The 25,467-nt window shown below is 57.5% G+C and carries 24 protein-coding genes; 12 read left to right on the forward strand and 12 right to left on the reverse strand.

Going from position 1 to position 25,467, the window contains the following annotated elements; genetic code table 11:
• Positions 1-323: 323 nt before the first annotated feature.
• Positions 324-749 (forward strand): VOC family protein, encoded by a 426-nt coding sequence (locus HV796_RS08595; protein ID WP_175226057.1) that lies wholly within the window; start codon positions 324-326, stop codon positions 747-749.
• 107 nt (positions 750-856) lie between these two features.
• Here the strand turns inward: HV796_RS08595 and HV796_RS08600 are convergent, their stop codons facing one another.
• Both HV796_RS08600 and sap1 read right to left on the reverse strand, forming a co-directional pair.
• Positions 857-1,435: a YaeQ family protein gene (locus HV796_RS08600; protein WP_175226058.1), complete on the reverse strand. Its 579-nt coding sequence runs from the start codon at positions 1,433-1,435 to the stop codon at positions 857-859.
• A gap of 519 nt (positions 1,436-1,954) precedes the next feature.
• A complete protein-coding gene (gene sap1 / locus HV796_RS08605; RefSeq protein ID WP_175226059.1) occupies positions 1,955-2,296 on the reverse strand; it encodes a surface attachment protein Sap1 in 342 nt (113 codons plus the stop codon).
• 496 nt (positions 2,297-2,792) lie between these two features.
• On the opposite strand from sap1, the gene HV796_RS08610 reads away from it, so the two are divergent.
• The 6 genes from HV796_RS08610 (at position 2,793) to HV796_RS08635 (ending at position 7,256) form a co-directional block, all read left to right on the forward strand.
• A complete protein-coding gene (locus HV796_RS08610) occupies positions 2,793-3,425 on the forward strand; it encodes a LysE family translocator (protein WP_175226060.1) in 633 nt (210 codons plus the stop codon).
• A gap of 114 nt (positions 3,426-3,539) precedes the next feature.
• A complete protein-coding gene (locus HV796_RS08615) occupies positions 3,540-3,710 on the forward strand; it encodes a hypothetical protein (RefSeq protein WP_166676324.1) in 171 nt (56 codons plus the stop codon).
• 480 nt (positions 3,711-4,190) lie between these two features.
• The gene (locus HV796_RS08620; protein WP_246355770.1) at positions 4,191-4,478 is read left to right on the forward strand and encodes a hypothetical protein; all 288 of its coding nucleotides are present in this window, start codon (positions 4,191-4,193) and stop codon (positions 4,476-4,478) included.
• 231 nt (positions 4,479-4,709) lie between these two features.
• A complete protein-coding gene (locus HV796_RS08625; RefSeq protein ID WP_175226061.1) occupies positions 4,710-5,462 on the forward strand; it encodes a hypothetical protein in 753 nt (250 codons plus the stop codon).
• Positions 5,459-5,758, forward strand: coding sequence for a hypothetical protein (locus HV796_RS08630; protein WP_175226062.1), 300 nt, complete (start codon positions 5,459-5,461; stop codon positions 5,756-5,758). The genes HV796_RS08625 and HV796_RS08630 overlap by 4 nt, the downstream gene beginning before the upstream one ends.
• Positions 5,759-6,245: 487 nt before the next feature.
• The gene (locus tag HV796_RS08635; RefSeq protein ID WP_175226063.1) at positions 6,246-7,256 is read left to right on the forward strand and encodes a hypothetical protein; all 1,011 of its coding nucleotides are present in this window, start codon (positions 6,246-6,248) and stop codon (positions 7,254-7,256) included.
• Between the two features lie 47 nt (positions 7,257-7,303).
• Here HV796_RS08635 and mnmE read toward each other — a convergent pair whose 3' ends face one another.
• Positions 7,304-8,704 (reverse strand): tRNA uridine-5-carboxymethylaminomethyl(34) synthesis GTPase MnmE, encoded by a 1,401-nt coding sequence (gene mnmE, locus HV796_RS08640; protein ID WP_175226064.1) that lies wholly within the window; start codon positions 8,702-8,704, stop codon positions 7,304-7,306.
• A 351-nt stretch (positions 8,705-9,055) separates the two neighbouring features.
• Between mnmE and HV796_RS08645 the strand changes: the two genes are divergently transcribed.
• Positions 9,056-9,487, forward strand: a complete 432-nt coding sequence (locus HV796_RS08645) for a helix-turn-helix domain-containing protein (RefSeq protein ID WP_175226065.1) — start codon at positions 9,056-9,058, stop codon at positions 9,485-9,487.
• Between the two features lie 96 nt (positions 9,488-9,583).
• On the opposite strand, the gene yidC is transcribed toward HV796_RS08645, so the two are convergent.
• The 4 genes from yidC to rpmH all read right to left on the reverse strand — a co-directional run bounded on the left by yidC (position 9,584) and on the right by rpmH (position 12,344).
• On the reverse strand, positions 9,584-11,257 hold the full coding sequence (gene yidC, locus HV796_RS08650) for a membrane protein insertase YidC (RefSeq protein ID WP_175226066.1): 1,674 nt from the start codon (positions 11,255-11,257) through the stop codon (positions 9,584-9,586).
• Between the two features lie 30 nt (positions 11,258-11,287).
• Positions 11,288-11,518 carry a membrane protein insertion efficiency factor YidD gene (gene yidD / locus HV796_RS08655; protein ID WP_175226067.1) on the reverse strand — a complete coding sequence of 77 codons (231 nt, stop codon included), beginning with the start codon at positions 11,516-11,518 and terminating at the stop codon, positions 11,288-11,290.
• Between the two features lie 103 nt (positions 11,519-11,621).
• Positions 11,622-12,128: a ribonuclease P protein component gene (gene rnpA, locus HV796_RS08660; protein ID WP_175226244.1), complete on the reverse strand. Its 507-nt coding sequence runs from the start codon at positions 12,126-12,128 to the stop codon at positions 11,622-11,624.
• 81 nt (positions 12,129-12,209) lie between these two features.
• The gene (gene rpmH / locus HV796_RS08665) at positions 12,210-12,344 is read right to left on the reverse strand and encodes a 50S ribosomal protein L34 (protein WP_006998755.1); all 135 of its coding nucleotides are present in this window, start codon (positions 12,342-12,344) and stop codon (positions 12,210-12,212) included.
• A 501-nt stretch (positions 12,345-12,845) separates the two neighbouring features.
• On the opposite strand from rpmH, the gene dnaA reads away from it, so the two are divergent.
• The 4 genes from dnaA to HV796_RS08685 all read left to right on the forward strand — a co-directional run bounded on the left by dnaA (position 12,846) and on the right by HV796_RS08685 (position 19,467).
• Positions 12,846-14,456, forward strand: coding sequence for a chromosomal replication initiator protein DnaA (gene dnaA / locus HV796_RS08670; RefSeq protein WP_217477865.1), 1,611 nt, complete (start codon positions 12,846-12,848; stop codon positions 14,454-14,456).
• Between the two features lie 340 nt (positions 14,457-14,796).
• Positions 14,797-15,900, forward strand: a complete 1,104-nt coding sequence (gene dnaN, locus HV796_RS08675; RefSeq protein WP_175226068.1) for a DNA polymerase III subunit beta — start codon at positions 14,797-14,799, stop codon at positions 15,898-15,900.
• A gap of 116 nt (positions 15,901-16,016) precedes the next feature.
• The gene (gyrB, locus tag HV796_RS08680) at positions 16,017-18,488 is read left to right on the forward strand and encodes a DNA topoisomerase (ATP-hydrolyzing) subunit B (protein ID WP_175226069.1); all 2,472 of its coding nucleotides are present in this window, start codon (positions 16,017-16,019) and stop codon (positions 18,486-18,488) included.
• An 817-nt stretch (positions 18,489-19,305) separates the two neighbouring features.
• Complete coding sequence (locus HV796_RS08685; RefSeq protein ID WP_175226070.1) at positions 19,306-19,467, forward strand: hypothetical protein; 162 nt, start codon at positions 19,306-19,308, stop codon at positions 19,465-19,467.
• Between the two features lie 388 nt (positions 19,468-19,855).
• Here the strand turns inward: HV796_RS08685 and HV796_RS08690 are convergent, their stop codons facing one another.
• From HV796_RS08690 to dndC, 5 genes are read right to left on the reverse strand one after another with little or no spacing between them, the layout of a single operon-like run.
• A complete protein-coding gene (locus HV796_RS08690) occupies positions 19,856-21,397 on the reverse strand; it encodes an FtsK/SpoIIIE domain-containing protein (RefSeq protein WP_175226071.1) in 1,542 nt (513 codons plus the stop codon).
• Entirely contained in the window at positions 21,394-21,921 is a 528-nt protein-coding gene (locus HV796_RS08695) for a hypothetical protein (RefSeq protein WP_175226072.1), read from the reverse strand. The genes HV796_RS08690 and HV796_RS08695 overlap by 4 nt, the downstream gene beginning before the upstream one ends.
• Complete coding sequence (locus HV796_RS08700; RefSeq protein ID WP_175226073.1) at positions 21,888-23,462, reverse strand: AAA family ATPase; 1,575 nt, start codon at positions 23,460-23,462, stop codon at positions 21,888-21,890. The genes HV796_RS08695 and HV796_RS08700 overlap by 34 nt, the downstream gene beginning before the upstream one ends.
• An 11-nt stretch (positions 23,463-23,473) precedes the next feature.
• Positions 23,474-23,689, reverse strand: coding sequence for a DNA modification system-associated small protein (locus HV796_RS08705; RefSeq protein WP_175226074.1), 216 nt, complete (start codon positions 23,687-23,689; stop codon positions 23,474-23,476).
• Positions 23,682-24,797 carry a DNA phosphorothioation system sulfurtransferase DndC gene (dndC, locus tag HV796_RS08710; RefSeq protein ID WP_175226075.1) on the reverse strand — a complete coding sequence of 372 codons (1,116 nt, stop codon included), beginning with the start codon at positions 24,795-24,797 and terminating at the stop codon, positions 23,682-23,684. Before dndC ends, HV796_RS08705 begins: the two co-directional genes overlap by 8 nt.
• Between the last annotated feature and the right edge of the window lie 670 nt (positions 24,798-25,467).

The following is a 25,467-nucleotide window of genomic DNA, read 5'->3' on the forward strand; positions in this document are numbered from 1 at the left end:
CTGATGCGGCAAAACGACACGACATCGGGTTTTCCCTTAAAAAAATATTGCGTCGCGGTAAGCCGTTGTGTATAGTGATTCCTGTCTCCTCCATGTCTCCTCCTGATATGGATTCAGCCCGCTCAATTCAGCGGGCTTTTTTTCGTCCATACGTTTCGTCTGCGTTCCGGGCCGCGGCGCCACAGCCTATGCGGCTGCGATGGGCGCCGGCAACTGGCTGGCTCACCAGACCTTTCCTTTCAGTTTTGCCGCGCTGCGCCCGGCTGCTCCACCTTTCCCCTACACTCTTCATCACGGCTGGAATCAACGAAGAGGCGGCAACCATGAAGTTTCACATCCGCGAGATTGACCACGTCGTTATCCGGGTCGCAGACGCCGACGCGATGACCCGCTTCTACTGCGATGCGTTGGGCTGCAGCGTCGAGAAGGAGCAGCGGGACATCGGATTGATCCAGCTGCGGGCGGGGCGTTCGTTGATCGATCTGCTGCAGATTGGCGCGAAGATCGACCGTCCGGATAGCGGCTCCCCAAGCGCCGGCCGCAATATGGATCACTTGTGCCTGCGCATCGAACCGTTCGATGAAGCCGCGCTCGAAGCGCATCTGATCGAGCGCGGTGCGCGCGTCGGGGAGAAAGCCGTTCGCTATGGCGCGGATGGGTTTGGCCGGTCGCTTTACCTGTTCGATCCCGAAGGCAATATGGTCGAACTCAAGGGGCCGCCAGAGGCCGCACGCGCCACCTCGCTTTGAGTGGCTCATCGTCCGGGTGTTGCCCGGCTATCGCTCGGTCCGCACGCGATTGAAATTGTCAGTGGGCGCTCGCTTTCGTCGCCACTCGCACCACCCGGCGGCTTTGCTCACTTGACGCCGTGCATCACCGGGTTGGCATCCGGCGCCACTTTCAGCACCGTCCATTCGATTGGCACCGCGTCCGAGTCAGCGCTGCCGAGCCACGCGGCACCGTCCTGCACGGTGCACTGCAGACGCATCGTCCGTTGCGCGAGCGCGCCCAGTGCGTCCGCGACGTCGTCACCGAGCGACCAGACCGTCACGTTGCGCAGCCGTTCGACCTTGTTGCGCACGCCTTGCCACCAGATGTCGGATGTTCGCCCGCCGTATGCCATCACGACGACGTTTTTCGCGCGCCCGCTCGCCTTTGCGATGCGCCGCTCATCTGGCTGGCCGACGTCGATCCACGTTTCGATCGCACCCGTGAGATCCTTTTCCCAGAGATCCGGCTCGTCCATATCGGAGAGGCCCTTGCAGAACTCCAGCCGCTCCTGCGCAAACAGCGCGAATGCGGCGACGCGGACCATCATCCGCTCGGCGGTCTCGGACGGATGCAACGCGATGGTCAACGAATGGTCGGCGTAGTAGTGCCGATCCATATCGGCTATCTGAAGTTCGGCCTTGTAGATTGTCGATTTGAGCGCCATGGAAAGTCCCGGTCCCGCAAACGCGGATCGGATCGTAAAGAGTGATTCGGGGCCGTAATACCGTGCCATTTTCGTACCGCCTCTGCCGCGCGCATCGCGTCTCGCCGATGAAACAGTTTTGCCGAGGCGCGGCGGTCACGGACGTTTCCCGCTTACCGCTGCAGCCGTTCAGCTTCCTATGATCTGAAACGAAGCAACGAGCGTGCCGCGATACAACTGCACATCATCGGCATCAGGAGAGGCAGGAGGAACGTGATGATACCGAATCTGCCGATCCGGTATGACAACGCGATGGCGGAAGGACGTTGCCGCGCCTGGATGTGCAGTGTTACCCGCATGTCCATGCGCAAAGCATGCAATCAAGGCGGACAGGTTTCGGAATTCGCGAGCGGGACGAGCAAAAGCAAAACGGCTGGGCAATTATCGCCCAGCCGTTTTGCTGGCGTACGAGGACTTGTTCGGTCTTCTAAAGACTGACGGCGTCTGACTTTTCCCGACTGTGCGTCGGGTGAAAACCCACTATTGCTTGATAAACCGGTCGTTGGTCCAAAGACCTTCGGTGTCGCTATTCGCCGCGTTCACGAATTCAACTTCGTGTCCGACGACGCGCACCACGCGGAAATTCGCGTTTTCAGGGGTCGAGAGGCACTGGAAGCCGGAGAAGTACTCCTGCATTTTCTGCTGCTCGCCTGCCTGCTCATGCTGATTCACGGCGTCGAGCTTATCCTTGGACAGACAGCCATACGAATTCGGTTTGAATTGCACAGTCTGCTGCGGTTTGACGACGATGTCCTGAGCCTGAGCGGCAGACGCCGCTGCTAAACCGGCCATAACGAAGAGAACCGCGATGCGCATCTTCATGGAAACCTCCGTGCGGGTTAATACTCAGGTTAGCTATGTATTTAACTTCAGGGGGAGACCCGCATCTCTCACTTTAGAAGATGCTTGAATTACGACAAGCACATGTTGTGTGCGACCGCAATAGTGGCGGATTGTCGCACCGTCGCGAAGGTATATCGGTGGGCGTTATCCCGCATAGAGGCGATGCATAGTTAATTTCCCGAACGATAGCGCTCGCGTTCAGACGCTTTGTCTGACAATCCTTTCCGGCGAGCATTCTCGTTTACGAGAATCATTTATTAAGTGAACGGCTAAACGATTTAACGCGGCTTGATGCATTGCACACAAAGTCACCAAACGGATTGGCGGAAAAGCACGGAACGATGTGGCAAACGAAGAATAAAAATAATGCCTGAACGACAACGCCCTACCCGCCGATGTGCGACGCTGTCGCCTCGTCTTGCGCTTCGCGAAAGTTCGTGGATAAATCGAGCGACTTTCCAGGGAGATTCTCGCTATGACGCTGGCCCATTGGCTTCCGTTTGCTATCGCATCAGCCATTCTCGTCGCTATTCCAGGCCCGACCGTGTTGCTGGTCGTGTCGTACGCGCTCGGCCACGGGCGCCGCTATGCGCTCGCCACCACCGCCGGCGTCGCGCTGGGTGACCTGACGTCGATGACTGCGTCGATGCTCGGCCTCGGCGTAATACTCGCCGCATCCGCGACACTTTTTACCGCGCTGAAATGGGTCGGCGCGGCATACCTGATCTATCTGGGCGTGAAATTGTGGCGTGCGCCGGTCGTATCCGGCGACGCGGCGCTTGCGACCCGTGCTGAGACGCGTACCAGCCGTATCTTTGGTCACGCGTACGCAGTGACGGCGCTAAATCCGAAGAGCATCGTCTTTTTCGTCGCATTCGTGCCGCAGTTTATTGATACACAAGTGGCGACCTGGTCGCAGATTGCCGTGTTCGAGGCGACGTTCGTCGCGCTTGGCACGATCAATGCGCTGGGTTATGCACTGCTCGCGTCGGCGGCGCGGCGGGCGATCCGTCGTCCGGGCGTGCAGCTTGCTGTGAACCGAACGGGTGGGAGCTTACTGATCGGGGCCGGCGTGCTCGCAGCGGCCTGGAGAAAGGCCTGCGCCTAGCGTGGGGCAAGCTCAGCAAAGATTGTGCGTGCTCACCGACATGAATTGCCTGCAGCGGTAGGCAGGACGCCTACAATGAAATTGCGAGTCAACATCGATCCACAGGAGGCAAATGTGATCGAGCATCTGGTTTTGGGCGCATTTCTGATTGTTCCGCTTTTGATCGTCGCTTTCCTGTTTTCCGATGAGCTTTGGCAGGAACACCGCCATCAGCTCGAGGAAGAGTTCGAGGCGGCGCACCGGATGGATTGGCGGCATCCGATCCGTAGCCTGTTGCATCACTGAGCGCCCCAAAAGTCGGGTTCCCTCCGCGATGCGGGGAGGTGTCCGTGGTCGTCTATTCGTTTTCCTGGATGGCGTACTTCGTGTCGGTGTTGGCTCTGATGTTGCTGAGTCTCGCGCTTACCACGTTGTGCAGTTTGGGATCACAACCGAGCGGCGGGACAGCGGACGATGATCCGTTGTGAATGAGTCTGTTTGCGTGCGTCGCGTAACGGGCAAGCGGTCCGCTGGCGCGGCGTGACGGTTCTGTGCGGCCGGATTGTCGTGCGCCGCAAAATACCCCCGAAAGACCACACTGTTTGCGCAATTGCGATTGCCACCGCGCGCGTACGCTTTGTACAGCAGATCGATTCGCTCATGCGCATTAAATGCAACCAGGCTGTTTCCGAGGGTGGCGCGTACAGGGAAACGAAGCTAGAGTATTCATCAGAACATCAGAAGTAAACGAACGTACTGACCTGACAATTGCACCGGGGGGCGCATATGAACGGTTTGATTGACCGCGATATTGCACATATCGCGCGCGTGATGCGTCCATCACTCACCGGGGATCTCGGTGGTCCCATTCTGTCGTCGGGTTATTGGCGAAAGCGCCTGCATCGGTTGCTTGAATCGCCGATGCTCACCAAGGCTCAGCTGTGCGCAATCGATAGTCTGCTGCTCGAACTCGATGAGTTCGATGCCGGCGGCTTCGGCGTGACGTTTCCGCATCCGATCGACGGAACCGGCGATGGGACGTGGGAAACGCATGACGCGGTGCAGTCGGCGTAACGGGTCGGGTTGACCGGCGCGTCGGATGACACGGCTTGGACGACAGATCGTCGCGTCTACACCTGCCTGCTTAGCTGATTCGGCCGCCAACCACGCGCCCCACACCAGTCGTTCGGAAACGTGTGCGCCGTGTGTGGGCTTTCGCACGTCCAGCGCGAACTCCTGTTGAACTGCGTCCCCCTCGGGCTACGGTAGGAGAATCGTCCGATCAGACGTGGAGCGCGCGTGCCCATGGACACCCCAAGCCTTGAAGGTTCAACCGCCAGCGCAACCAGGGCAATGCCCCCACCCGCGGTCGCGCCACCGGTTACGCCGGCCGTCCGGGCTCGCGCGTGCCGCCGCAAGCGCGTGCATATCGCCATCGTGGTGGCGTTCGGCGCGCTCGTTCCGGCCTTCCTTATCGGACTGGCGGTCTATGGACTCTGGGACCTTCAGCGCGACTTTGGGCCCGGCGGGGAGAGCGTTGTGCACACGATCGCGGGCGTACAGAAAGTCGTCACGGACAGCAAGGATGTGAACGCCTACGCGCTGGCCTCGTTCGTCTTCGCGGAGCACTCGAACTACGGGGTGGTGCACGACAAGCAGCGCATGAAGATCGTCGTGATGCAAATCGGCTTCGCTGTGTCGAGCATCGGAATCATGTTCATCCTGCTGGGGGTCAACGACGGTGGCGCGGAGGTTACTGCAGAAACCGCCGGCACAAAGATCGACCTGAAGACCGCCTCGACCGGGCTCGTCGCGTTCCTGATCGGAGCCGGCATGGCCTATGGCGCGGGCATCATACCCAATGAATATTCAACGGTTGGCGTGCCGACCTATGGGACCGGGGGAGAGGCGGATGACTCTGCCGACACGGCTCTGCGCGCCTTTCTGGTGCAGGTGGTCAAGACGTGCTCGGCTGATCCCGAACAGACTCAGGGGGCGTGCTTTGTTCAGTCACTCGCTCGACCGGGTGCGCTCGGCGATGAAAAGGCGGCGCCATGAACCAGATCCTGCGGGCGATCCCGGCGCTCGCGCTTGCAGCGACGTCCGGCCTGCTGCTGGCTCGAGCTGACGCGGCCGGGCCCGCTTCAGCGTGGACCTGTGGTAACGGCGAAACCCCACACCAGGTGGACCAAACGTGGCGCTGTCCGGGTGGCAAATTGGCGACCTCCGGAGCCAGCGTGGCCAGCACGTCCGATCAGCCGCACGTAAAGATCGGCGGCGGCGGACATGGTCATAGTAAAGCTCACGCGCCACGAAATCCGGACGTGGCGAAGGCGCCTGAACCAGATCATTAGAGGGCGAACCTGCTGACCCGGAAGATGTTTCCGCCGGTTCGCGCTTCGGCGCTCGGAGGACTAGCCATGTCTATCGTTTTTTGGGTGGCGTCGATGCTTACCCTTGTGGTGCCCTGCGTGGTGCTGGCGGCGCCGACCGACCTCTTCTGTGTCCACGGGGGCACCCCGCAGCGGGACGGGCAGACCTGGCGGTGCCCGGACAAAAGCCTTGCGATATCGAAGGCGACGTTAGGCGGACAGCCGGGTCGTTACGTGGGGGGCGGTACTCACGGCCGAAGTAATCGCGCGAACGTTGATTCCGCAACCAGCGACCGACCGGCGCCCAGCGGCGACGTGTCTCGCCAGCAGGGTGATCACACGAGCCCGGAACCATGACGCCTGCACCTCAAGACGCATTTGAGGCTACCTGATTCCAGGTATTGTTGGTTTGCAGCAGGCGCTTATAAGCTATGCCGATCGGAAAGATCCATCGGGCAAGGCGGGGCGTATGAGCAGGCTGACCGATAACATCGGCAATTTTCAGACAGGCGATCTGGTCTTCACGCGCTACCCACCCGACCCAAAAAGTAAGCAGCCTTGTCATGTGACCTTGTTCCTCGATGACCCTGACCGGTACGTGCACGCGGGCGCCGTTAAGCTGGAGATTGCCGATGCGTCGACGTATGCGACAGATGCGGGCGTCAGAGGGTATCTGCATGCCCATCCCACCGACGAAAGGCTACGCTTGCGCGCGGCAGAGGTTGCGCAGACCTTTGCCAGGACGTTGACTCCAACGCCCTATGGGGACTACCCGAGTACCAAGCTAATCGAGAAGCTCAATCCCAAACTCAAGTTACCCGAAGGCGGACCTCAGGCAAGCCGGTTCCAAGGCATGATCCGTTACGATAACTTTGGTGGGATTCCATTCGAGTTCGCTTCACTGCTACGCGTGCTGAAATGGACTTCCCGAGCAATCAAGGGCAACGTTGCGCTAAGCGAAAACCGCGGCTTTACCTGTGCCGCGTTCATCTCGATTTGCCATCAGGTGGCGCGCATGCTGATATTTTTCGATGAAGCGCGCACCAGTCCCGAGACCATTCACGAATGCGCGTTAAAGCTCGGCGGATATGCCGTGCCCAAGGCCGAGCTGCGACGCAACCTCCAGGTAATCGCCGAGCATCCGAAGACCCACAAGCCTATCTATCAGGGGCACGCTCTGCGCGAGAATTCGAATCGCCCTCTATTGGACTCGCGGAAGGAAGAGCTGGATAGCAAAGCGGCGAGCTTTTATGAGGACGATTGGCAATCCTATGACATCAAGTACGAACCCTCGTCAGAGTTTGAGTGGCATTGGGTCATCATTCAACGAGACTGGCTGAAAATTCATCCGGCCAAGATGAAGTCGCTGCAGGCCATCTTCGGTGAATTCCTTTTTGACGCGAAGTATGTGAATTCCCGCATTCTTCCGGGAGTTGTCCTAACCGGAGGTTGGGAGGCAACCGAATACACGGCCTACTGATCCGTCAGGACTCGACCGCAGACTGCAGACCGCAGGCGGCCGACAGACTATTTGCCAATACAGAACCGGCTAAAGATCACGCCCAACAGATCGTCGGATGTGAACTCACCGGTAATCGAATTCAGTTGATCCTGCGCCAGCCGCAATTCCTCGGCGAACAGGTCCAGTGCCTGTGCGTTCTGGTCGGCGTGCTGCGCGGCGAGCGTCAGGTGCTCGGCGGCGGCGCGCAGTGCAATCAGATGCCGCTCTCGCGCAAGATAGACACTCTCCGCGCCCGCTTGCCACCCGGCGATTCGTAAGAGTTCGGCGCGTAGCAACGCGATTCCGTCACCGTGTTTTGCCGAAAGCCGCACCTCGCGCGACTCGGCGTCGCGAGCATCATCAAGTACGCGCACGGCGGCTGCGAATTCTGTCAGATCGGTCTTGTTCAACACGCGTACCACCGGCACGCCTTTCGGAAAGCGCTCGGCGATCCGTTCGTCTTCGGCGGTCATGCTTTCGCGCGCGTCGAGCAAGTGCAGCACCACGTCCGCCTTTTCAATCTCGTTCCACGTGCGCGCGATGCCGATCTTTTCGACCTCGTCTTCGGTGTCTCGCAAGCCGGCGGTGTCGATCACGTGCAAAGGAATCCCTTCGATCTGGATCGTCTGGGCGACTTTGTCGCGCGTGGTGCCGGCAATCGGCGTGACGATCGCCAGTTCAGCGCCCGCGAGGGCATTCAGCAGCGACGATTTGCCGACGTTCGGCTGCCCCGCCAGCACGACCGACAAACCCTCACGCAGCAACGCGCCCTGCCGCGCGTCGCTGAGCACGGCCGCAAGGCGCTCGCGCATTCGCGAGAGCTTGCCGCGCGCGTCCGCGGCTTCGAGGAAATCGATCTCCTCTTCCGGGAAATCGAGCGTCGCTTCGACCAGCATCCGCAGCGTGATCACGTCTTCGACCAGCGCATGGATGTCGCGCGAGAACGCGCCTTCGAGCGATCGCCCGGCCGAGCGCGCCGCGGCTTCGGTGCTGGCTTCGATCAGATCCGCGACGGCTTCCGCCTGCGCGAGGTCGAGCTTGTCGTTGAGGAACGCGCGCCGCGTGAATTCGCCCGGCTCCGCGAGACGCAGCGCAAAGGCGCGGCCTACGTCGATGCAGCGTTGCAGCACCAGTTGCAGCACGATCGGACCGCCGTGCCCTTGCAGTTCGAGCACGTGCTCGCCGGTGTATGAATTCGGTGCCGGAAAGTACAGCGCGATCCCGCGATCGAGCGGCTTGCCGGTGTCGTCCAGGAACCCGACGTAGCTCGCGTGACGCGGCTTCAGCAACTGCCCGGTCAGCGCGCGCATCATCGACCCGGCCGCGGCTTCCCCTGCCCGTCCAAACGAAATCCGCACGACGCCGATCCCGCCGCGACCGGGTGCGGTGGCGATGGCGACGATCGGATCGGAATCGGTTGAGAGCATGGCAAATCGACAATCTGAAAAGTCGCAAACTGCGCCGCGCGACGGGGGTTTTCAAGCGCCGAGCATTGTAACGCGCCGGTTCGGCGCGCCTTGGACCCGGTGCAGTGTCCTAATTTTCTGGCTGTGTATGCAGACTTATCTTAATTGAGATAGGGTAAACAACAGATAAATTCAGATCACTCCGCGAGAGTCTCGTGCGCGTTCGCCTTCATCACTTTGGTTTGCGCGCCTCAGAGCCACGCCGATGACTTGTCTGATTCGCCTCTTAGTTGAGTTACTCATATCTCAATTAAGTTAATCCTAGCGCGTCTGGTTGGCTACGGGCGGCGGATCGAATTGCACAATCTGCGCATGCCTACTACCGACGAAAAACAGGCCTTTGCCGATCGCCTGAAGCTCGCATTAAGACGCGTTCCGGAAAAGCCGGAAGGTCCGACCGACCTCGCGCGGTTTTTCAACTTGCGCTATCAAGGCGAGCCCGTCTCCACGCAGACCGTGGACAAATGGCTCAAAGGCCGAACGATCCCGAAACACGACAAGCTCGAAACGCTTGCGAAAGCGCTCGGCGTCGATTTGCACTGGCTGCACTATGGTCCTTCGCCGAAGGTGACCACCGCGAAGAAGAAGCCCAAGGCCGCGCCGCCCCCGCCGTCCGACGACAAATATCCGGCCTCAGCGGAATCGCTCGAGATGGCGAACAAGATCGCCTCGCTTGCGCCGCATCATCGCTATCTGGTGCAGGAACTGATCGCGCAATTCTACGGTGACGTCGAAGACGAGTGATCAACCGGGCGCGTCGGGCGACAACAAGACACAACAACAGTCAGGCAACAAAAAAGCCGTCCCGAGGGACGGCTTCTTATTGGTGCGCGGCACTCGTCAGGCAGGTTTCTTCTTCTTGCTCGCACCCATCATGCGTGTGATGTAGTACTGCTGCGCGATCGACAGCACGTTGTTCACGACGTAGTACAGCACGAGACCCGCCGGGAAGAAGAAGAACATCACCGAGAACGCGATCGGCATGAACATCATCATCTTGGCCTGAACCGGGTCCGGTGGCGTCGGGTTCAGTCGCGTCTGGATGAACATCGACACGGCCATCAGCACCGGCAGAATGTAGTACGGGTCCTGTTGCGACAGATCGTGAATCCAGAGAATCCACGGCGCGCCGCGCATTTCCACCGACGACAGCAGCACCCAGTACAGCGAGATAAACACCGGAATCTGGATCACGACCGGCAGACAGCCGCCGAACGGATTCACCTTCTCGGTCTTATAGAGCTCCATCAACGCCTGGTTCATCTTCTGCGGATCGCCCTTGAAGCGTTCGCGCAGCGCCTGCATGCGCGGCGTGATTTCCTTCATGCGCGCCATCGACTTGTAGCTCGCCGCGGACAGCGGGAAGAACACCGCCTTGATCAGCACCGTGAGCAGCACGATCGCCCAGCCCCAGTTGCCGACATAGCTGTGGATCTTTTCGAGCAGCCAGAACAGCGGCTTCGCGATGATCGTCACCCAGCCGTAGTCCTTCACGAGCTCGAGGCCCGGCGCGATGCCTTCGAGCATCCGCTCTTCTTCCGGACCGGCGAACAGGCGCGCCGACACGGTGTACGACTGGCCCGGCTCAATGGTCGGCAGCTGCTGCGTGACGCCGACGCGATACAACTGCGGGTCGATCTTGTTGATATAGATGTCGCGCTTCACGCCCTCCTTCGGAATCCACGCAGTGGCGAAGTAGTGCTGGACCATCGCCACCCAGCCGTTGTCGGCGGAGGTCGCGTAGTCGTCCTTGTTCTTGTCGACGTCGCTGAACGACAGCTTCTGGAAGTGATGCTCGTTCGTGTAGACCGCCGGCCCGATAAACGTGTGCGAGAAGCGCGGCGTTTCGACCGCCTGGCTGTCGCGCACCAGTTCCATATACGCGGTCGGTGCGACCGGCTTGGTGCCGACGTTCTCGACCTTCGTATCGACGTTGATCACATAGCTGCCGCGCGTGAACGTGTAGGTCTTGATAGTCCTCACGCCCCCCATTTCCGGCGACGCGAGGCTGATCTTCATCGTGTTCGCGTCGGCCGCGAGCTCGTGCGTCTGGTCTGGCAGTGGCGTGAAGATGGTGTTGTGGTTCGGGAAATCGCCGCCGAAGAGGCCGGTGCGCGCGAGGTAGGTGTGATCCTTCGTGTGATCGAACAGCGTGATCACGAGGTCCGGTTCTTTACCGTTGTCGCCTTGCTTGATCAGCGTCAGCTTCGACAGCGTGCCGCCGCGCGTATCGATTACACCGCGAAAGACGTCGGTGCTGAACGGCACCAGCGCGGCCTGCTGCTCGGCCGGGGCGGTGGCGCCGGGCGCGATGCCGGCGTTAGCGGCCTGCGGCAGATCCGACGGCTGCGTGCCGGGCGTCTCCGTGCCGGACGCCGCGGTGGTCGCGGTGTGCGTCTGCGTGGCGCTCGGGAAGAACATCGACGGATGCCCATGGAACCGCTGCCAGTTGTCGAACAGCATGACAACCGATACGAAGAAGATGACCCATAGGACCGTGCGTTTGATATCCATGCGTTGTCTCAGTGTCGAGGCGAGAGCGCCTCAGCGCTTTTCAGATTTGGGTGGCGGGACAAGATCGACGCCGCCGGCCGAAAACGGATGGCAGCGACACAGACGCCTGACGGCGAGGTACGTTCCACGCGCGGCGCCATGATACTGGATTGCTTCGCGCGCGTAATCAGAACAGGAAGGATAAAAACGGCACCGGCTGCCGAGCAGGGGGCTCACGGCAACTTTGTAAAACCGCAGTAAAGCGAACAGAACCGTTTGCATCGCTAGGGCGGCCGGACCCGCGCCGCGCATCAGGAAAAGCCGGCTGCCGCTGGCTCGTCAGCCCGTCAAATGAAGGCGAAGGCGCGCAACGCAAGCGCCGGCTTCATCGCGTTGGTGGTGACCCTGCGCCAGCAGGTGTCGAAGCAGCGGGCGGTGCGGCCGAGGGTGCGACTTCTCGCCGCGCGATTTCACGCGCCGCCTTATCGAGCAACGTGTCGATCTCGCCGCGGCACAACACCTTCAACGGCACCGACGTGGCGCTCGGAAAAGCTTGCTTGTTGACCTTGGTGTGAAGCCGGATCAACACGTCCCACCCGCCGAACTCCCCGCGACGCACCCGGAACGCTTCACGCGCGAGCCGGCGGATCAGATTCCGCGTGGCGGCGCGCGGCGCGAACTTCTTGCCGATAACCAACCCGAGCCGCGCCTCATTTCCGGTTGGCCGCGCATAGACGACGAAGTGCGCGGTTCGCCGCCACGGGCGCAAACGAAAAACGGATGAGAACTCATCCGTTTTGAGCAGCCGGGCGGCTTTGGGAAAGGCGGCTGGCGCGGCGTGCAACTGAGCGGTGAGACCCGGTTGCGACGCCACTGCTGCCGTTCCCGCCACATCGCGGGGATCAGCCACAACGCGGGGCACTCCAGATGAAGACGCGCAAAGACCGCTGATGACGACGACCGGGCGCTAACCTTAGACGGCGAGACGCTTACGGCCCTTCGCGCGGCGAGCGTTGATGACCTTACGGCCGCCGGCGGTCTTCATGCGCACGCGAAAGCCATGGGTGCGCTTGCGGCGGGTAACGGAAGGCTGGTAAGTACGTTTCATGTTGCTCTCACTTTCTCTTGTGTGAAATGTCCACTTCGGGACCGCTCATGACCGCTCGCGGACTGTGCGGCGCGCGCTTGGAACGGCTTGGAACGGGCGCTTGACGACCCGGCACCTGCATCGACCGGATGGCTCAGGAAATTGGTTTCTGCGGAACCCGCTATTTAAACCGGTTTTCTTTTGGTCGTCAATAGTTTAGGTAAGCGTTCGGTGGGCGAACGCCGGACAAACGCCAGGTAAAGTACGGCATGCAGGCCATGAGCGGTATCGCGCGCGCAGTTGATCGTGCCCTGTGGATAACTCAACTTTCGGGGGCGATTTGGGTTTAGAATCTCGCCTTACATCCCAAGAATCCTGCCTGCCGCTCCACGGCGCTCGCAGCCGCAAACCCTTGTGGCGCAAGCGTCTGGGGCTGTTTCGTCCGGCTACTTCGGGCCTCGTCGCGAGATAAGTGACAAGAGCAGCGGCGAATGCGCGGTGCACCATAACGACAGCGACTTGATGAACGAATTCTGGCAACACTGTTCCGCACTGCTGGAGCGTGAATTGACGCCCCAGCAGTACGTGACGTGGATCAAACCGTTGGCCCCGGTTTCCTTCGACGCCGACGCGCACACGTTGAGCATTGCGGCGCCGAACCGGTTCAAGCTCGACTGGGTCAAGAGCCAGTTTTCCGGACGCATCACCGACCTCGCGCGCGATTTCTGGCATACGCCGGTCGACGTGCAGTTCGTTCTCGATCCCAAGGCTTCGATGCGTGGCGCGCCGCCGGCGCAGGCCCAAGCGCGTCCGTCGTCGATGAATGGCGGCGCGGCCGCGGTCGACGCGGCCGTGAGCGCCGTGCAAGCGGCGCAGGCCGCGCGCATCGGCGGCGGCTTTGGCGGAGGGGCGGGCGCATCCGCGTCGGGTGGCGCGATGGGCGCCGCACAGTATGCGCACGGCCATTCGTCACAACAAAGCGCGGCAGACGACGCCGCCGACCTCGATCTTCCCAGCCTCGACGCAAACGAAGCCGCCGCGGCACGCCGCACCTGGCGCCCGGCGCAGGGCGCCGCGTCGGCGAACGGCGGCGAAGCGGACTCGATGTACGAGCGTTCGAAGCTGAACCCGGTACTGACCTTCGACAATTTCGTCACCGGCAAGGCGAACCAGCTCGCGCGCGCCGCGGCGATTCAGGTCGCGGACAATCCGGGCGTGTCGTACAACCCGCTGTTTCTGTACGGCGGCGTGGGCCTCGGCAAGACGCACCTGATCCATGCGATCGGCAATCAGCTGCTGATGGACAAAGCCGGCGCGCGCATCCGCTACATCCATGCGGAACAGTACGTATCGGACGTCGTGAAGGCGTACCAGCGCAAAGCGTTCGACGACTTCAAGCGCTACTACCACTCGCTCGACCTGCTGCTGATCGACGATATCCAGTTCTTCTCCGGCAAATCGCGCACGCAGGAAGAGTTTTTCTATGCGTTCGAGGCGTTGGTCGCGAACAAGGCGCAGGTGATCATCACCAGCGATACGTATCCGAAAGAAATCTCGGGTATCGACGACCGTTTGATCTCGCGCTTCGACTCGGGGCTAACGGTCGCGATCGAACCGCCCGAACTTGAAATGCGCGTCGCGATTCTGATGCGCAAGGCGCAATCGGAAGGCGTGAGCCTGAGCGAGGACGTCGCGTTTTTCGTTGCGAAGCACCTTCGGTCGAACGTGCGTGAACTGGAAGGTGCGCTTCGGAAGATTCTCGCGTACTCCAAGTTCCATGGCCGCGAGATCACGATTGAATTGACGAAGGAAGCGCTAAAAGATTTGCTGACGGTTCAGAACCGCCAGATTTCTGTCGAAAACATTCAGAAGACCGTCGCTGACTTCTACAGCATCAAGGTCGCGGACATGTATTCGAAGAAGCGGCCTGCGAACATCGCGCGCCCACGGCAGATCGCGATGTACCTCGCGAAGGAATTGACGCAGAAGAGCCTGCCGGAAATCGGCGAACTCTTTGGCGGCCGCGACCATACGACCGTGTTGCATGCGGTGCGAAAGATTGCGGATGAACGGGGCAAGGACGCGCAGCTGAACCACGAGCTGCACGTGCTCGAGCAGACGCTCAAGGGCTGACGCTCAGAGACGGTGGGGCGGCGCGGCGGGCGAATCCGTGCACAGCCTGGGGGCTTGTCAAGGCGATGCGGGCGGATCGGCGGAATCCGATCTGTTTATTTCGCCGGGCGCCCCCAAATTAAGGAAGCGCTACCGTTTTCAGGCACAATATAGGTTTAACCGCCCGGCCGGGCGACCTTTGGGTCGACTAAGGCGAGCGGGGTAAGACGAATGACGCCGGACGGCGCGCGGGACAGGCGCCGGCGGGGGGCCGGGGCCAATTTGCGTCAATGGACGAGTCGAAGCGGTATCGAAGCGGACAGGTGGCGCAAGCAGGCCGACACATCAACGAAGGAACTCTATGCAACTGGTCAAGACCGAACGAGATAACCTCCTCAGGCCGCTGCAAACCGTGAGTGGCATTGTTGAACGCCGCCATACGTTGCCGATCCTCGCCAATTTGCTGATTACCAAGAACGGCCCCGATGTGTCGTTCCTATCAACGGACCTCGAGCTACAGATCACGACGCATGGCGACTTTGGCGTCGGTGGCGAATCGGTCGCGACGACGGTTGCAGCAAGAAAACTCCTCGACATTCTGCGCGCGATGCCCGACGGGCAAGTCACGCTGACGCTGAACGACAAGCGTCTGACGGTGCAGTCCGGCAAGAGCCGCTTCGCGCTGCAGACCCTGGCCGCGGATGAGTTCCCGACGGTCTCGCAAGCGAAGGACTTCGGCGCGAACCTCGCGGTTCCGCAGAAGACGTTCCGCCAGCTGCTCGGCATGGTGTACTTCGCGATGGCGCAGCAGGATATCCGCTACTACCTGAACGGGATGCTGCTGGTGGTGGACGGGAATCAATTGATGGCGGTCGCGACGGACGGCCACCGCCTGGCTTTTTCATCGATGAAGATCGAGGGGTCGTTTGCGCGCCAGGAAGTGATTATCCCGCGCAAGACGATTCTCGAACTGCAGCGCTTGCTGGAAGATATCGACGATGTGTTGAAGATCGACATTGCGCCGACGCAAGTGAAGTTCAGCTTCGGGCAGGTGGAGCTGGTGTCGAAGCTGGTGGAAGGCAAATTCCCCGATTTCCAGCGTGTGATTCCGAAGGCGCACAAGAATTCGTTTGTGATTGGCCGTGAAGAGTTGCAGCGCTCGCTGCAGCGCGCGGCCATTTTGACGTCGGATAAATTCAAGGGCGTGCGCTGCATTATCGAGCCGGGCCAGTTGAAGATCATGTCGACGAACGCGGATCAGGAAGAAGCGCAGGAAGAACTGGAGATCGCATACCAGGGCGACGCCGTGGATATCGGCTTTAACGTCACGTATCTGTTGGATGTACTGGCGAACCTGAAGGTGGACATGTTGCAGGTGAGCCTCGGCGACGCGAGCTCGAGCGCGCTGATCACGATACCCGAAAACGACGAGTTCAAATACGTGGTGATGCCAATGCGCATTTAACGCGCCCAAACAATAAGAACAGACCAAGGGGCGCATCGCCCCTTTGGCGTTTTTATGGTGTTTTAAAAATACCCTCTTGCAGTATCGAAGCACTACGCAGAACCGGAAGGAACCCCATGAGTGAACTGAACCATACCCAACCCGATAACAGCTACGGCGCCTCGTCGATTCAGATCCTGGAGGGTCTGGAGGCGGTGCGCAAGCGACCGGGTATGTACATCGGCGACACATCGGATGGGACCGGTCTGCATCACCTTGTGTTCGAGGTGCTGGACAATTCGATCGACGAAGCTCTGGCGGGATACTGTGACGATATTCAGGTGATTATTCACGCCGACAATTCGATTTCGGTGACCGATAACGGCCGTGGGATTCCGACGGGGATCAAGCACGACGATAAGCATGATCCGCGGCGCAGTGCGGCTGAGATTGTGATGACGGAGCTGCATGCGGGCGGGAAGTTCGATCAGAACAGCTATAAGGTGTCGGGCGGGCTGCACGGCGTGGGTGTGTCGTGCGTGAACGGGCTTTCGTCGTGGCTAAGGTTGACGGTGCGGCGCGATGGGAAGAAGCACTTTATGGAGTTTCATCGCGGGGTGCCGCAGAACCGTATCGTCGAGGAAATGGACGGTGAGCGGGTTTCGCCGATTCCTGTGGTTGGGGATACGGAGAATCGCGGGACGGAAGTGCATTTTATGGCTGATGAGACGATCTTCGGTCATGTTGAATACCACTATGACATTCTCGCCAAGCGGATTCGGGAGTTGTCTTTCCTGAATAACGGTGTGCGGATCAAGTTGACGGATCAGCGCTCGGGTAAGGAAGAGGATTTTGCGTTCTCCGGCGGTGTGAAGGGGTTTGTTGAGTACATCAACAAGACCAAGACCGTGCTGCATCCGACGATTTTTCATATCGTCGGGGAGAAGGATGGTATCGGCGTTGAAGTGGCTATGCAGTGGAACGATAGCTACAACGAGAATGTGCTTTGCTTTACTAACAATATTCCGCAGCGGGATGGTGGTACGCATATGACTGGCTTGCGTGCTGCGATGACGCGGGTGATGAATAAGTACATCACCGATCAGGAGATTGCTAAGAAGGCTAAGGTTGAAACCTCCGGTGATGATATGCGGGAGGGGCTTTCTTGCGTGCTTTCTGTGAAGGTGCCGGAGCCTAAGTTTAGTTCGCAGACTAAGGATAAGCTGGTTTCTTCTGAAGTGCGGGCGCCGGTTGAAGATGTGGTTGCCAAGGCGCTTGAGGAGTTTCTCCTCGAGACCCCGCTTGATGCGAAGATTATTTGTGGGAAGATTGTGGATGCTGCCCGCGCGCGGGATGCTGCGCGGAAGGCGCGGGAGATGACGCGGCGGAAGGGTGTGCTTGATGGGGTTGGGCTGCCTGGGAAGCTGGCTGATTGCCAGGAGAAGGATCCGGCTAAGTCAGAAATCTATATCGTTGAGGGCGACTCCGCTGGCGGTTCGGCGAAGCAAGGTCGTGATCGCAAGTTCCAAGCGATTCTTCCGTTGCGCGGGAAGGTGCTTAACGTTGAGAAGGCTCGGTATGACAAGCTGCTGTCGTCTGAGCAGATCGTTACGCTGATTACGGCGCTTGGCTGCGGTATCGGGAAGGAAGATTACAACCTCGATAAGCTTCGGTATCACCGCATCATTATCATGACCGACGCTGACGTCGACGGTGCGCACATCCGGACGCTGCTGCTGACGTTCTTCTATCGGCAAATGCCGGAGATGATTGAGCGGGGGTATATCTATATCGCGCAGCCGCCGCTTTATAAGGTTAAGGCTGGCAAAGACGAGCGGTATCTGAAGGACGCTGCTGAACTCAACTCGCACATGCTTCGACTTGCCTTGAATGGTTCGGAGTTGATCGCGGCGGAAGGCGCGACGCCGATCGCCGGCGACGCGCTTGGTGAACTCGCTCGATCCTATTTGCTCGCGCAAGGAGTGGTTGACCGTCTAAGCAGGCTCTATGACGCGAACGCGCTTGAAGCTGTGATGGACGGCGTGACGATTGACCTTTCTAGTGAGGCTTCAACGGAGGCGTCGGCTAAGTCGCTTGAAGCAAAGCTGCGCGACGACGCATTAAAGCCCGAAGTCAGCGTGTATCCGATGTATGACCCGGTGCGGGAACTGCGTTCGCTGCGTGTTGAGCGGCGTCATCACGGCAACGTGAAGGTTTCCGTCATAGACGAGGAGTTCCAGTTGACCGCGGATTATCAGCAGCTCGTCAATACTGCGAATACGTTCAAGGGCTTGATTGGAGTTGGCGCAGTGATTAAGCGGGGGGAGCGCAGTATGGCAGTCGGAGATTTCAAGAGCGCCATGAAATGGCTGATAGCGGACGCCGAACGTAATATTTCGAAGCAACGCTATAAGGGTTTGGGTGAGATGAATCCGGAGCAGCTTTGGGAAACGACGATGGACCCTAACGTACGCCGACTTCTTCGAGTACAGATCGAAGACGCCATTGCCGCTGACGGAATTTTCACTACTCTAATGGGAGATGAAGTGGAGCCGCGTCGGGCGTTTATCGAATCGAATGCGCTCAGGGCAGGAAACATCGATGTTTAACGGCCCTGTAGATAGCCTCATAACCTAAGAAAAACGGACCCATAAGTTGATAAATTTATGGGTCATTTTCTTTAATTGTCACTGTTTATCGATGGGGTCTATGTACCGCCTAATTGGTCGGCGCGTGTCTGAGGCGAATAAGCGCGCGGTACACTCTCCGCTTTTCCGCCCCTAGATTCCTACTTCTGTCCGCTCAGGCCAAAATGTCTTTGATTGCAGTTGACCGACAACGTAAGCTGGATGCTCACTGTCGAACCTATGTTATTGGTAACGGGAAGAGAACTGGGTTTGAATACCTGTCTGGATACTGCTGTCACACCGGGAAGATGCTCGGCAGAACAACGGACAAATCAACCAATTCGGTATCCATACCAAAGAAGTTTGTAACGATTTTGCGCGACAAACGCAGTCGATGTGTCCTACACCACAATCATCCCGGAGGCTCAAGTCTATCCAGGGAAGATTTGTGGAACATTAGTAAGCTGCCGGGAACAATGTTGAAGTACGCGCATGGCCACGCAAAACAGTGGTTTCGCGCGGAGAATCTTAGAGTCAAGCGCCTGGACGACTGCTTGCTTGAATGTGACGTTACGTTCATGAGGTGCCTTAAGTCCACACCCGGCCTCGAGGCACGAGTGCACACGTTACTGAGAAACCACATTTTCAATCTAGGTTTGAACGAAGCAAGAGTGATACGCTATACGTATCAGCTTGACGAGGCGACTAGAAGGCTTTACGATTCGCTGCGTAGCGATGATGTCGCTGCGCTTGTTGGAGCCGTGTGCGCTGCTGCGTCAAATTTCCGGAGAACCTTACGATGAAATTTCTTGAGAGTCCCGACCTTGGCGACCCCAAGGAAGTTTGGGTCGAATGGTTGTCACAATTGAAAGCAATGAACCGACGCGACGAGTCGGTAAAATTTGCAATTCGCCGCGCGGAAACAGTTATCGCGGAGCTTGAGAGCTTGTCCGTTGCGTAACGGACTGGCAAGTACATTGCAATAAGGGCCGCTGATGCGGCCCTTATTATTTCCCCCTCAGCCGCAAAGATATATGCACAGTGCTTCAGCCCGCCTCTGACGCGCTGCCATTGCATTCGGCTGGCGTCGCACGGGCGTAGTCGTGTGGCTAGTTCTCTGTGAACACGCGCATCGGCTTCGCTCACCGGGGATTTCGCCGCGACCTCCGCGTCACTCTTTTCCCCGCAAATGCAGCAGCTTCGGCGCGAGCCTCAGCTGCAAGGCATGACGAATGCGATTCGGCTTGCCTTGCCGGTCGGAGTCGTTTCTGGCCCAACACAGCTAAGTTATTTGCCCGTGTGCTCCCACATCACCATCGTCGGAGTTAGTACCGGTACTAGACGATTTGCTACCTCGATAGATGACTAACAAACTGAACCACATTATCCGTCTCTACCAGTACGCCATGGGCTCGTCGCGGCGACTCTCCCTGCAGTTTTATCAGCATATCTCCTTGCCCCAACAAGCTTTCCGCGCCCTTCTCATCGAGAATGATAGTTGACTCCGTCCCCTTTTGAACAGTAAGAGCGACGCGGCACGGGACGTTGCCTCGAATGAGCCCTGAAAAGGTATCTGCATCTGGCCGTTGAGTGGCCAAAACCAGATGTATTCCGGCGGCCCGCGCCTTCTGAGCTAGTCTTTCAAGCAAAGGCTCAATATTTTTGTCCACCATCACTAAATCTGCTAACTCTTCGATAAAGACGACAATAGACGGAATCTTTTGTCCTTTCTTCCGTGCTTCAGGAATGTTTGCTACGCCGATGCGATTAAACAAAGAGTAACGCGCTTCCATTTCTGTGACTAGCTCGGCTAGCATTTCCTTGGCGGTCGCAGCTTCAGTCGCAACCTCTCCTCTGTATAAATTCCGAAGTTTTTCGTAAGGCTTGAATTCGACTTGTTTCGGGTCAATTAACGCAAGTTGAAGCGAGTCAGGCCCATGCAAAGACAGCAGCGATAAGATAAAGGAGTGAAGACAGACGCTTTTCCCCGAGCCCGTCGTTCCCCCAACGAGTAAATGTGGGGCAGCCGACAGGTCAAACGAGACGTCTTCTCCGGTGACAGAAACACCTGCATACAGGAAAAGCTTATTCGCATCTGCCGGCATCTTCTGTGACCACTCGCGCAACCGCTCCATTCCTACTGTCTTCCAAGTGGAGCGCGGGCGAGGTAGGTCTATAAAGACGGTTTTCGGTTCGTCCCCATTCGATACCGTCGCCTCTGCTCGACCGAGATTCATTGCCAAACCAAGCTGAGGAATACTTCGATTCAATTTCCCCAAATCGCCTAGCTTAACGAGCAATACTCGATACCGAGTAAGACGTGGGCCGTGGACAACCTCTTTAATTTGGATTTTTATACCCAATTCATCAAGTGCTTTCGTGAGTTGGGTGGATGAGTCAACTGGTCGAATTGAATCCGAGGGCGAATCGATTTTCAAGCTTGCGCTATTCGGGCGTTTTTCAGCGAAATCTGGCATTTCTGAGCGGCGAACCAGTGTTGCGATAAAACCATCATAGTCGTCCGCCGTTGTCCAATCGTTCCAAAGCGCAACTGCCCCTCGGTGCCAATGCGCACGAATCGCACTGCGAAGTGCGTCCTGCGATACCACGATTTCACCGTTGGTCGAACGAGCGTGAGTTACTAGGAGGCCCACCCAAGCACCAATATTCTCGGGAGTAAATAATGACTGGGCCGGAATATCCATACCTTTCGAATCAACTTGACCACTAGGCAACGCGCCCATAGAAAGAGACCGACCTATGGCAAGACGCGCGACTTGTGCTTTCGTCGCCAACGCCAGATTCTGGCGTAGTTTGTCCGTATAGCCGTCTGCCTCTTGGCTGGTTCGGTAACGTGAACTCAAAACCTGGTTGAGGTCTAAATCGCTCATCGAGTAACTCCAAAATACTTACCACGCGTCACCGTCGTCCGACCAATTCCGTCGCCGACATCGACATGCTCAAGAAGAAATGTCTCCGCCACATTATCTTTGATGCCTTTGTAAAAACCGGCGTCGATTTCTTTGTCTTGAGAAAGCAAAATAACCTGACGCGAGGAATTACCAGTCCAAAATCGAAAGATATTTTCTCTATGCTTGCTATCCAACCGACCCAGCGGCGTATCCACGACCATTGGCGCCTTGACGCCCGACACTTCTGCGAGACCCGCAATCAGCGCCGTCGCAAAAATCTGATTTTCGCCTGCGGAGCGGTCAAACACAATTTCTTGCCCGGTCTTGCCCAGAATTCGCGTTGCACCGGCATTGTCGATTACGATTTTTGCCACTTGGTCTTTGTGCGCCAGCTGCTTATAAACTCGCGTCATTGCGGACGCCAACGCTTGTACCTTTAGTGGAAAAAGGAGCGGAACAACTTCTTCAATTACCGAGCGAACGCGATTTGATTTGTCCAGCAAATTTCGAGTCGGACTTGCGTCATCGAGTCTTTTCTTTTCCTGCAAGTATCGTGATTTGGTGTTGTTAACGGTACTTTCAAGCTCGTAACCTCTCGGTCTTCCGAACGGATATGCTCTTCAAGATACTCAATCTCATCCGAGACACGTTTCAACTCCTGTTTTAAGCCAGCAAGTGTACCGTCGCGGTCGATACCCTCAACACGGGAAATCTTCTTCCCTATTTCATCGCATTGCTCTGTCAAATTGCGCTGCTGCGCCAATAGGTCGTGCACATCTTGCTGCCCGACAGCAATAGTACTTAAAAAAGACAACGCTTTCTCTCGAAGCCCTTCATGCAGATACGTATGTACGACTTCGTCCGCACAATTGCTTGGCGCGGGGTGAAAGAGCGATGCCCAAGCCGACTCTATACGAGCCTTGACGACCCCAAGTTGCTCAGTCGTCAATCCTGGTTGGAACGCGGGAGTTTCTGCACCAAGGAATGCCCATTCAAATTTATCGCGTTTGGGTTGCAGCGTCCGACATTCGGATTGCCATTCCGCCAATGCAAGTTCACTCTCAACTTGTTTTTTAAAGTCTTCGAGCAACGCCTTTGGCATCAGATGAAACGGTAACTGGTCCGCCAAAATTCGTTCTAACTGCTTTTGAACATCACGCAACTCGGCACGAAGACCTTCCCTATCCTCAACAAGGTCCTTGACTGTAGCGATGTCGCCGCCGCCACCACCGGAAGCAGTAATGCGCTCAATAAAAGACTCCCGCTCGGCCTTGCGCTGCACCAGCTTTTCTTCGCTCTCGGAAGCATCTTTTCTCAACTCCGTCAGCCGTGCCTCGCCCGTCGTGAGTGATTCCAACATTCTTTGAATATTTTCTTCGTCGACGCTTGAAACCGAGGAGCGTTTCGATGTTTCAAAATCTCGCAAACGCTCCGCCAGTTGCCGTAATAGTACAATGCCGAGTAGACCCTCCAAACCCTGCTTTACCTGTTCAATACGAGATTGGTCAGCGAGCTTTTTCACTTCTTCGCCGTCGAAGAAAAAGAATGGAGCAATATGGGCCGGCACAAATTGGTCATCGAGTATGTCGGATAGAGAGAAGCCGTTCTTTCCATCTTTCATCGGCGCGCCTGGCACCCCTCGCAATTCCTCACGTACGACAACTTCTTCGTCGCGAGTCCACATTCCAGACTGTTTAAAAAACCACTGCCGACGTATATTGATAGCCTTAGTCTTCGTCCGGTTAATCACGACTCGGATGGACATTACATCCTGCCCATCTCGCTTAGCCTCACCGTTAAAGGCACGTTCGAGAAACGTCGGGTATCCCTTGCTTTCGTCTGTCTTCAAGCCAGCGCGAGCCAAGTGGATAATCGCATCCTTGCCGTAAAGTGCGAGGTACAGCGCCTCTAAAATCGATGTTTTTCCGTATCCATTCATGCCACCGACCAGAACAATATTTCTACCGTTCGACGGCTCAGGAAATTCAAGCTCCGCGTGCTGATAACTTTTAAAGTTAGTTAATTCAATTTTTGAAATCCACACGTGGCAGCCCCTTAATCCATTCTTCCGAGAATTTCTTCAAAACGTAAAAAAATCCCATGCGCCCGCTCTTGATGTTGTCGCTCTCGCTGAAGAGAAACCAATTCCGTCAACACATCAATCGGTACTTTGAATTTTTCGCACACCTCGAGCAACCGAGTATTAGCCTCTTCGTCGCACCACAGCGGCAAATCTGCAACGTTGGTCTCGTCGTTATTTATTTCAGACATTTGCAAGCCCCTCTTGTTGTTGCAAGTCCATAGCCCAGAACTTGTGGATGAGATTGACCTCATCGTCCGTAATTAATTGCCCGCCGAATTCGCTTTGAACCTGAAGCAAGCGCTCTAAAATCTCCCGCCGAGCCTGAATCGTAAAAGGACCCGGAATGTGCTTTCCGGAAAGGTCAAAGGTCAATCGCCCATTCCTTCGAATCGCGCTTCTTCGCGCTGGGTCGTTGCGAATATCTACCAGCCAATCACGAAAGGCGACTAGGGGTTTGTACGCATGTTGTCCCGAGTCGATAAATCCCTGCAGGCTTTTATCTTTTTCAACTACCGTGCACGTCCAGCAGCCGAACCGACTATTTTTAGTGCCGCATCCCGGAGCTTCGTCTTTGCTGAGTACGACGGGACACTCTCCCCCTTCGGCATCGCGGTATAGCTGAAACAATTTGGTGTGTGTGCCTCCCCACGGCGCTGGAAACGAACCAAGTAATTCCCAGACATCATCCGTGCTCAGCTCTAGGATGGGACGAAAAATGTACGCGCCAGCGATGCTAGAGTGCTCGTTCAAGTTTGAGCCCCGCAGGTTCTCGTACTTATTAACGGTCTGCATCCGTCGAATGCTTTCTGTTCGACGCACACCCAGCACTACAATCGCCGCTCCGTGTGCTGAGATGTTGTCTTTAATGTAGGTGCTAGTCGGCTGAATTTTAAGACGGTCCGTACACCAACGCATCTGCGAGTTTGGACTTGGGTATCCCTTTCCGATTAACAGAACCCAAAAAGTTTTATCCAAATCTGGCTTGGTGCGCGCTACCGTCATCGGAAGACCTAGCCCCTCCACGGCTCCCTCAATCAAAGTCGTAACGCTATCGAGGTGCGCCATTACGAGCGGACTCTCGACCATCGTGTCGTTCGATACGATGTGCACGGGTCGATTGCGACGCGAAGGCGGGATGGAGAGCAGAGCCTCGAATACGGCGTGTGCCACGACTGTCGAATCCTTTCCGCCAGAAAACCCGACAATCCAAGGGTATGCCTGAGTTTCTGAAAGATACTCTTCCTTCACGTGTTGGACGATGTCCTGCCATCGGTCTGCAATTGGCCTATCGTCCATGTGGTCTGGTAGAGAGTGCACGTCCATTTGAAATCGCTTGTTTGCCAACATCAGCCAAATACATGAGAAACTGCCTCACCGGTCGCGGGTGCTGCAGAAGGAAATCTATTTGGACACAAATAGATTTCTACGATTTTATCCGACGTGGCGCTCGCACGCGCGCCCTTTCGCCGAATTCAGTGGGTTCCGGCCGCTGACACCGCGTGACTGCAGACGCGGGAGCTTCGCTGATTGCAACGCCGAACGGCCCGAGGGCGTCCTGTCTCACTGCGCAATAGAACATTGCTCAGGCACATCGCAAGAACACGCGCACGGCTCGCGAGAGACGGGAACCCCGTTGCCGCCTAGCCCCCAGTATCGCGGGCCGGCGTAAACACCGGCCCCGCGCGCTGACTGGGCGCGCGAGCGAACCGCGAATACGCGCTCGCGTGCATCTAATAATGACAACGCCGCGCACTAGCTAGAAATTGTGCCGAGGATGGTCGAGTGACTGCACGATGCTGAACAGAATCGTCGCTCCATCCACGTTTCACGAACTCTCGCCAAACAACTGCGTCGCGGCTCGCCACTGGAGCAAGGTGCGCCGCTATCGCTTGCTATGAGCGGAGGTGCGCAATGAGCAACGCATATGCATTCACCAAGTGTCATCACGTTTCTCCTCACCTGTTTG

This window comes from Paraburkholderia humisilvae, from assembly GCF_902859855.1.
GTDB lineage: Bacteria > Pseudomonadota > Gammaproteobacteria > Burkholderiales > Burkholderiaceae > Paraburkholderia > Paraburkholderia humisilvae.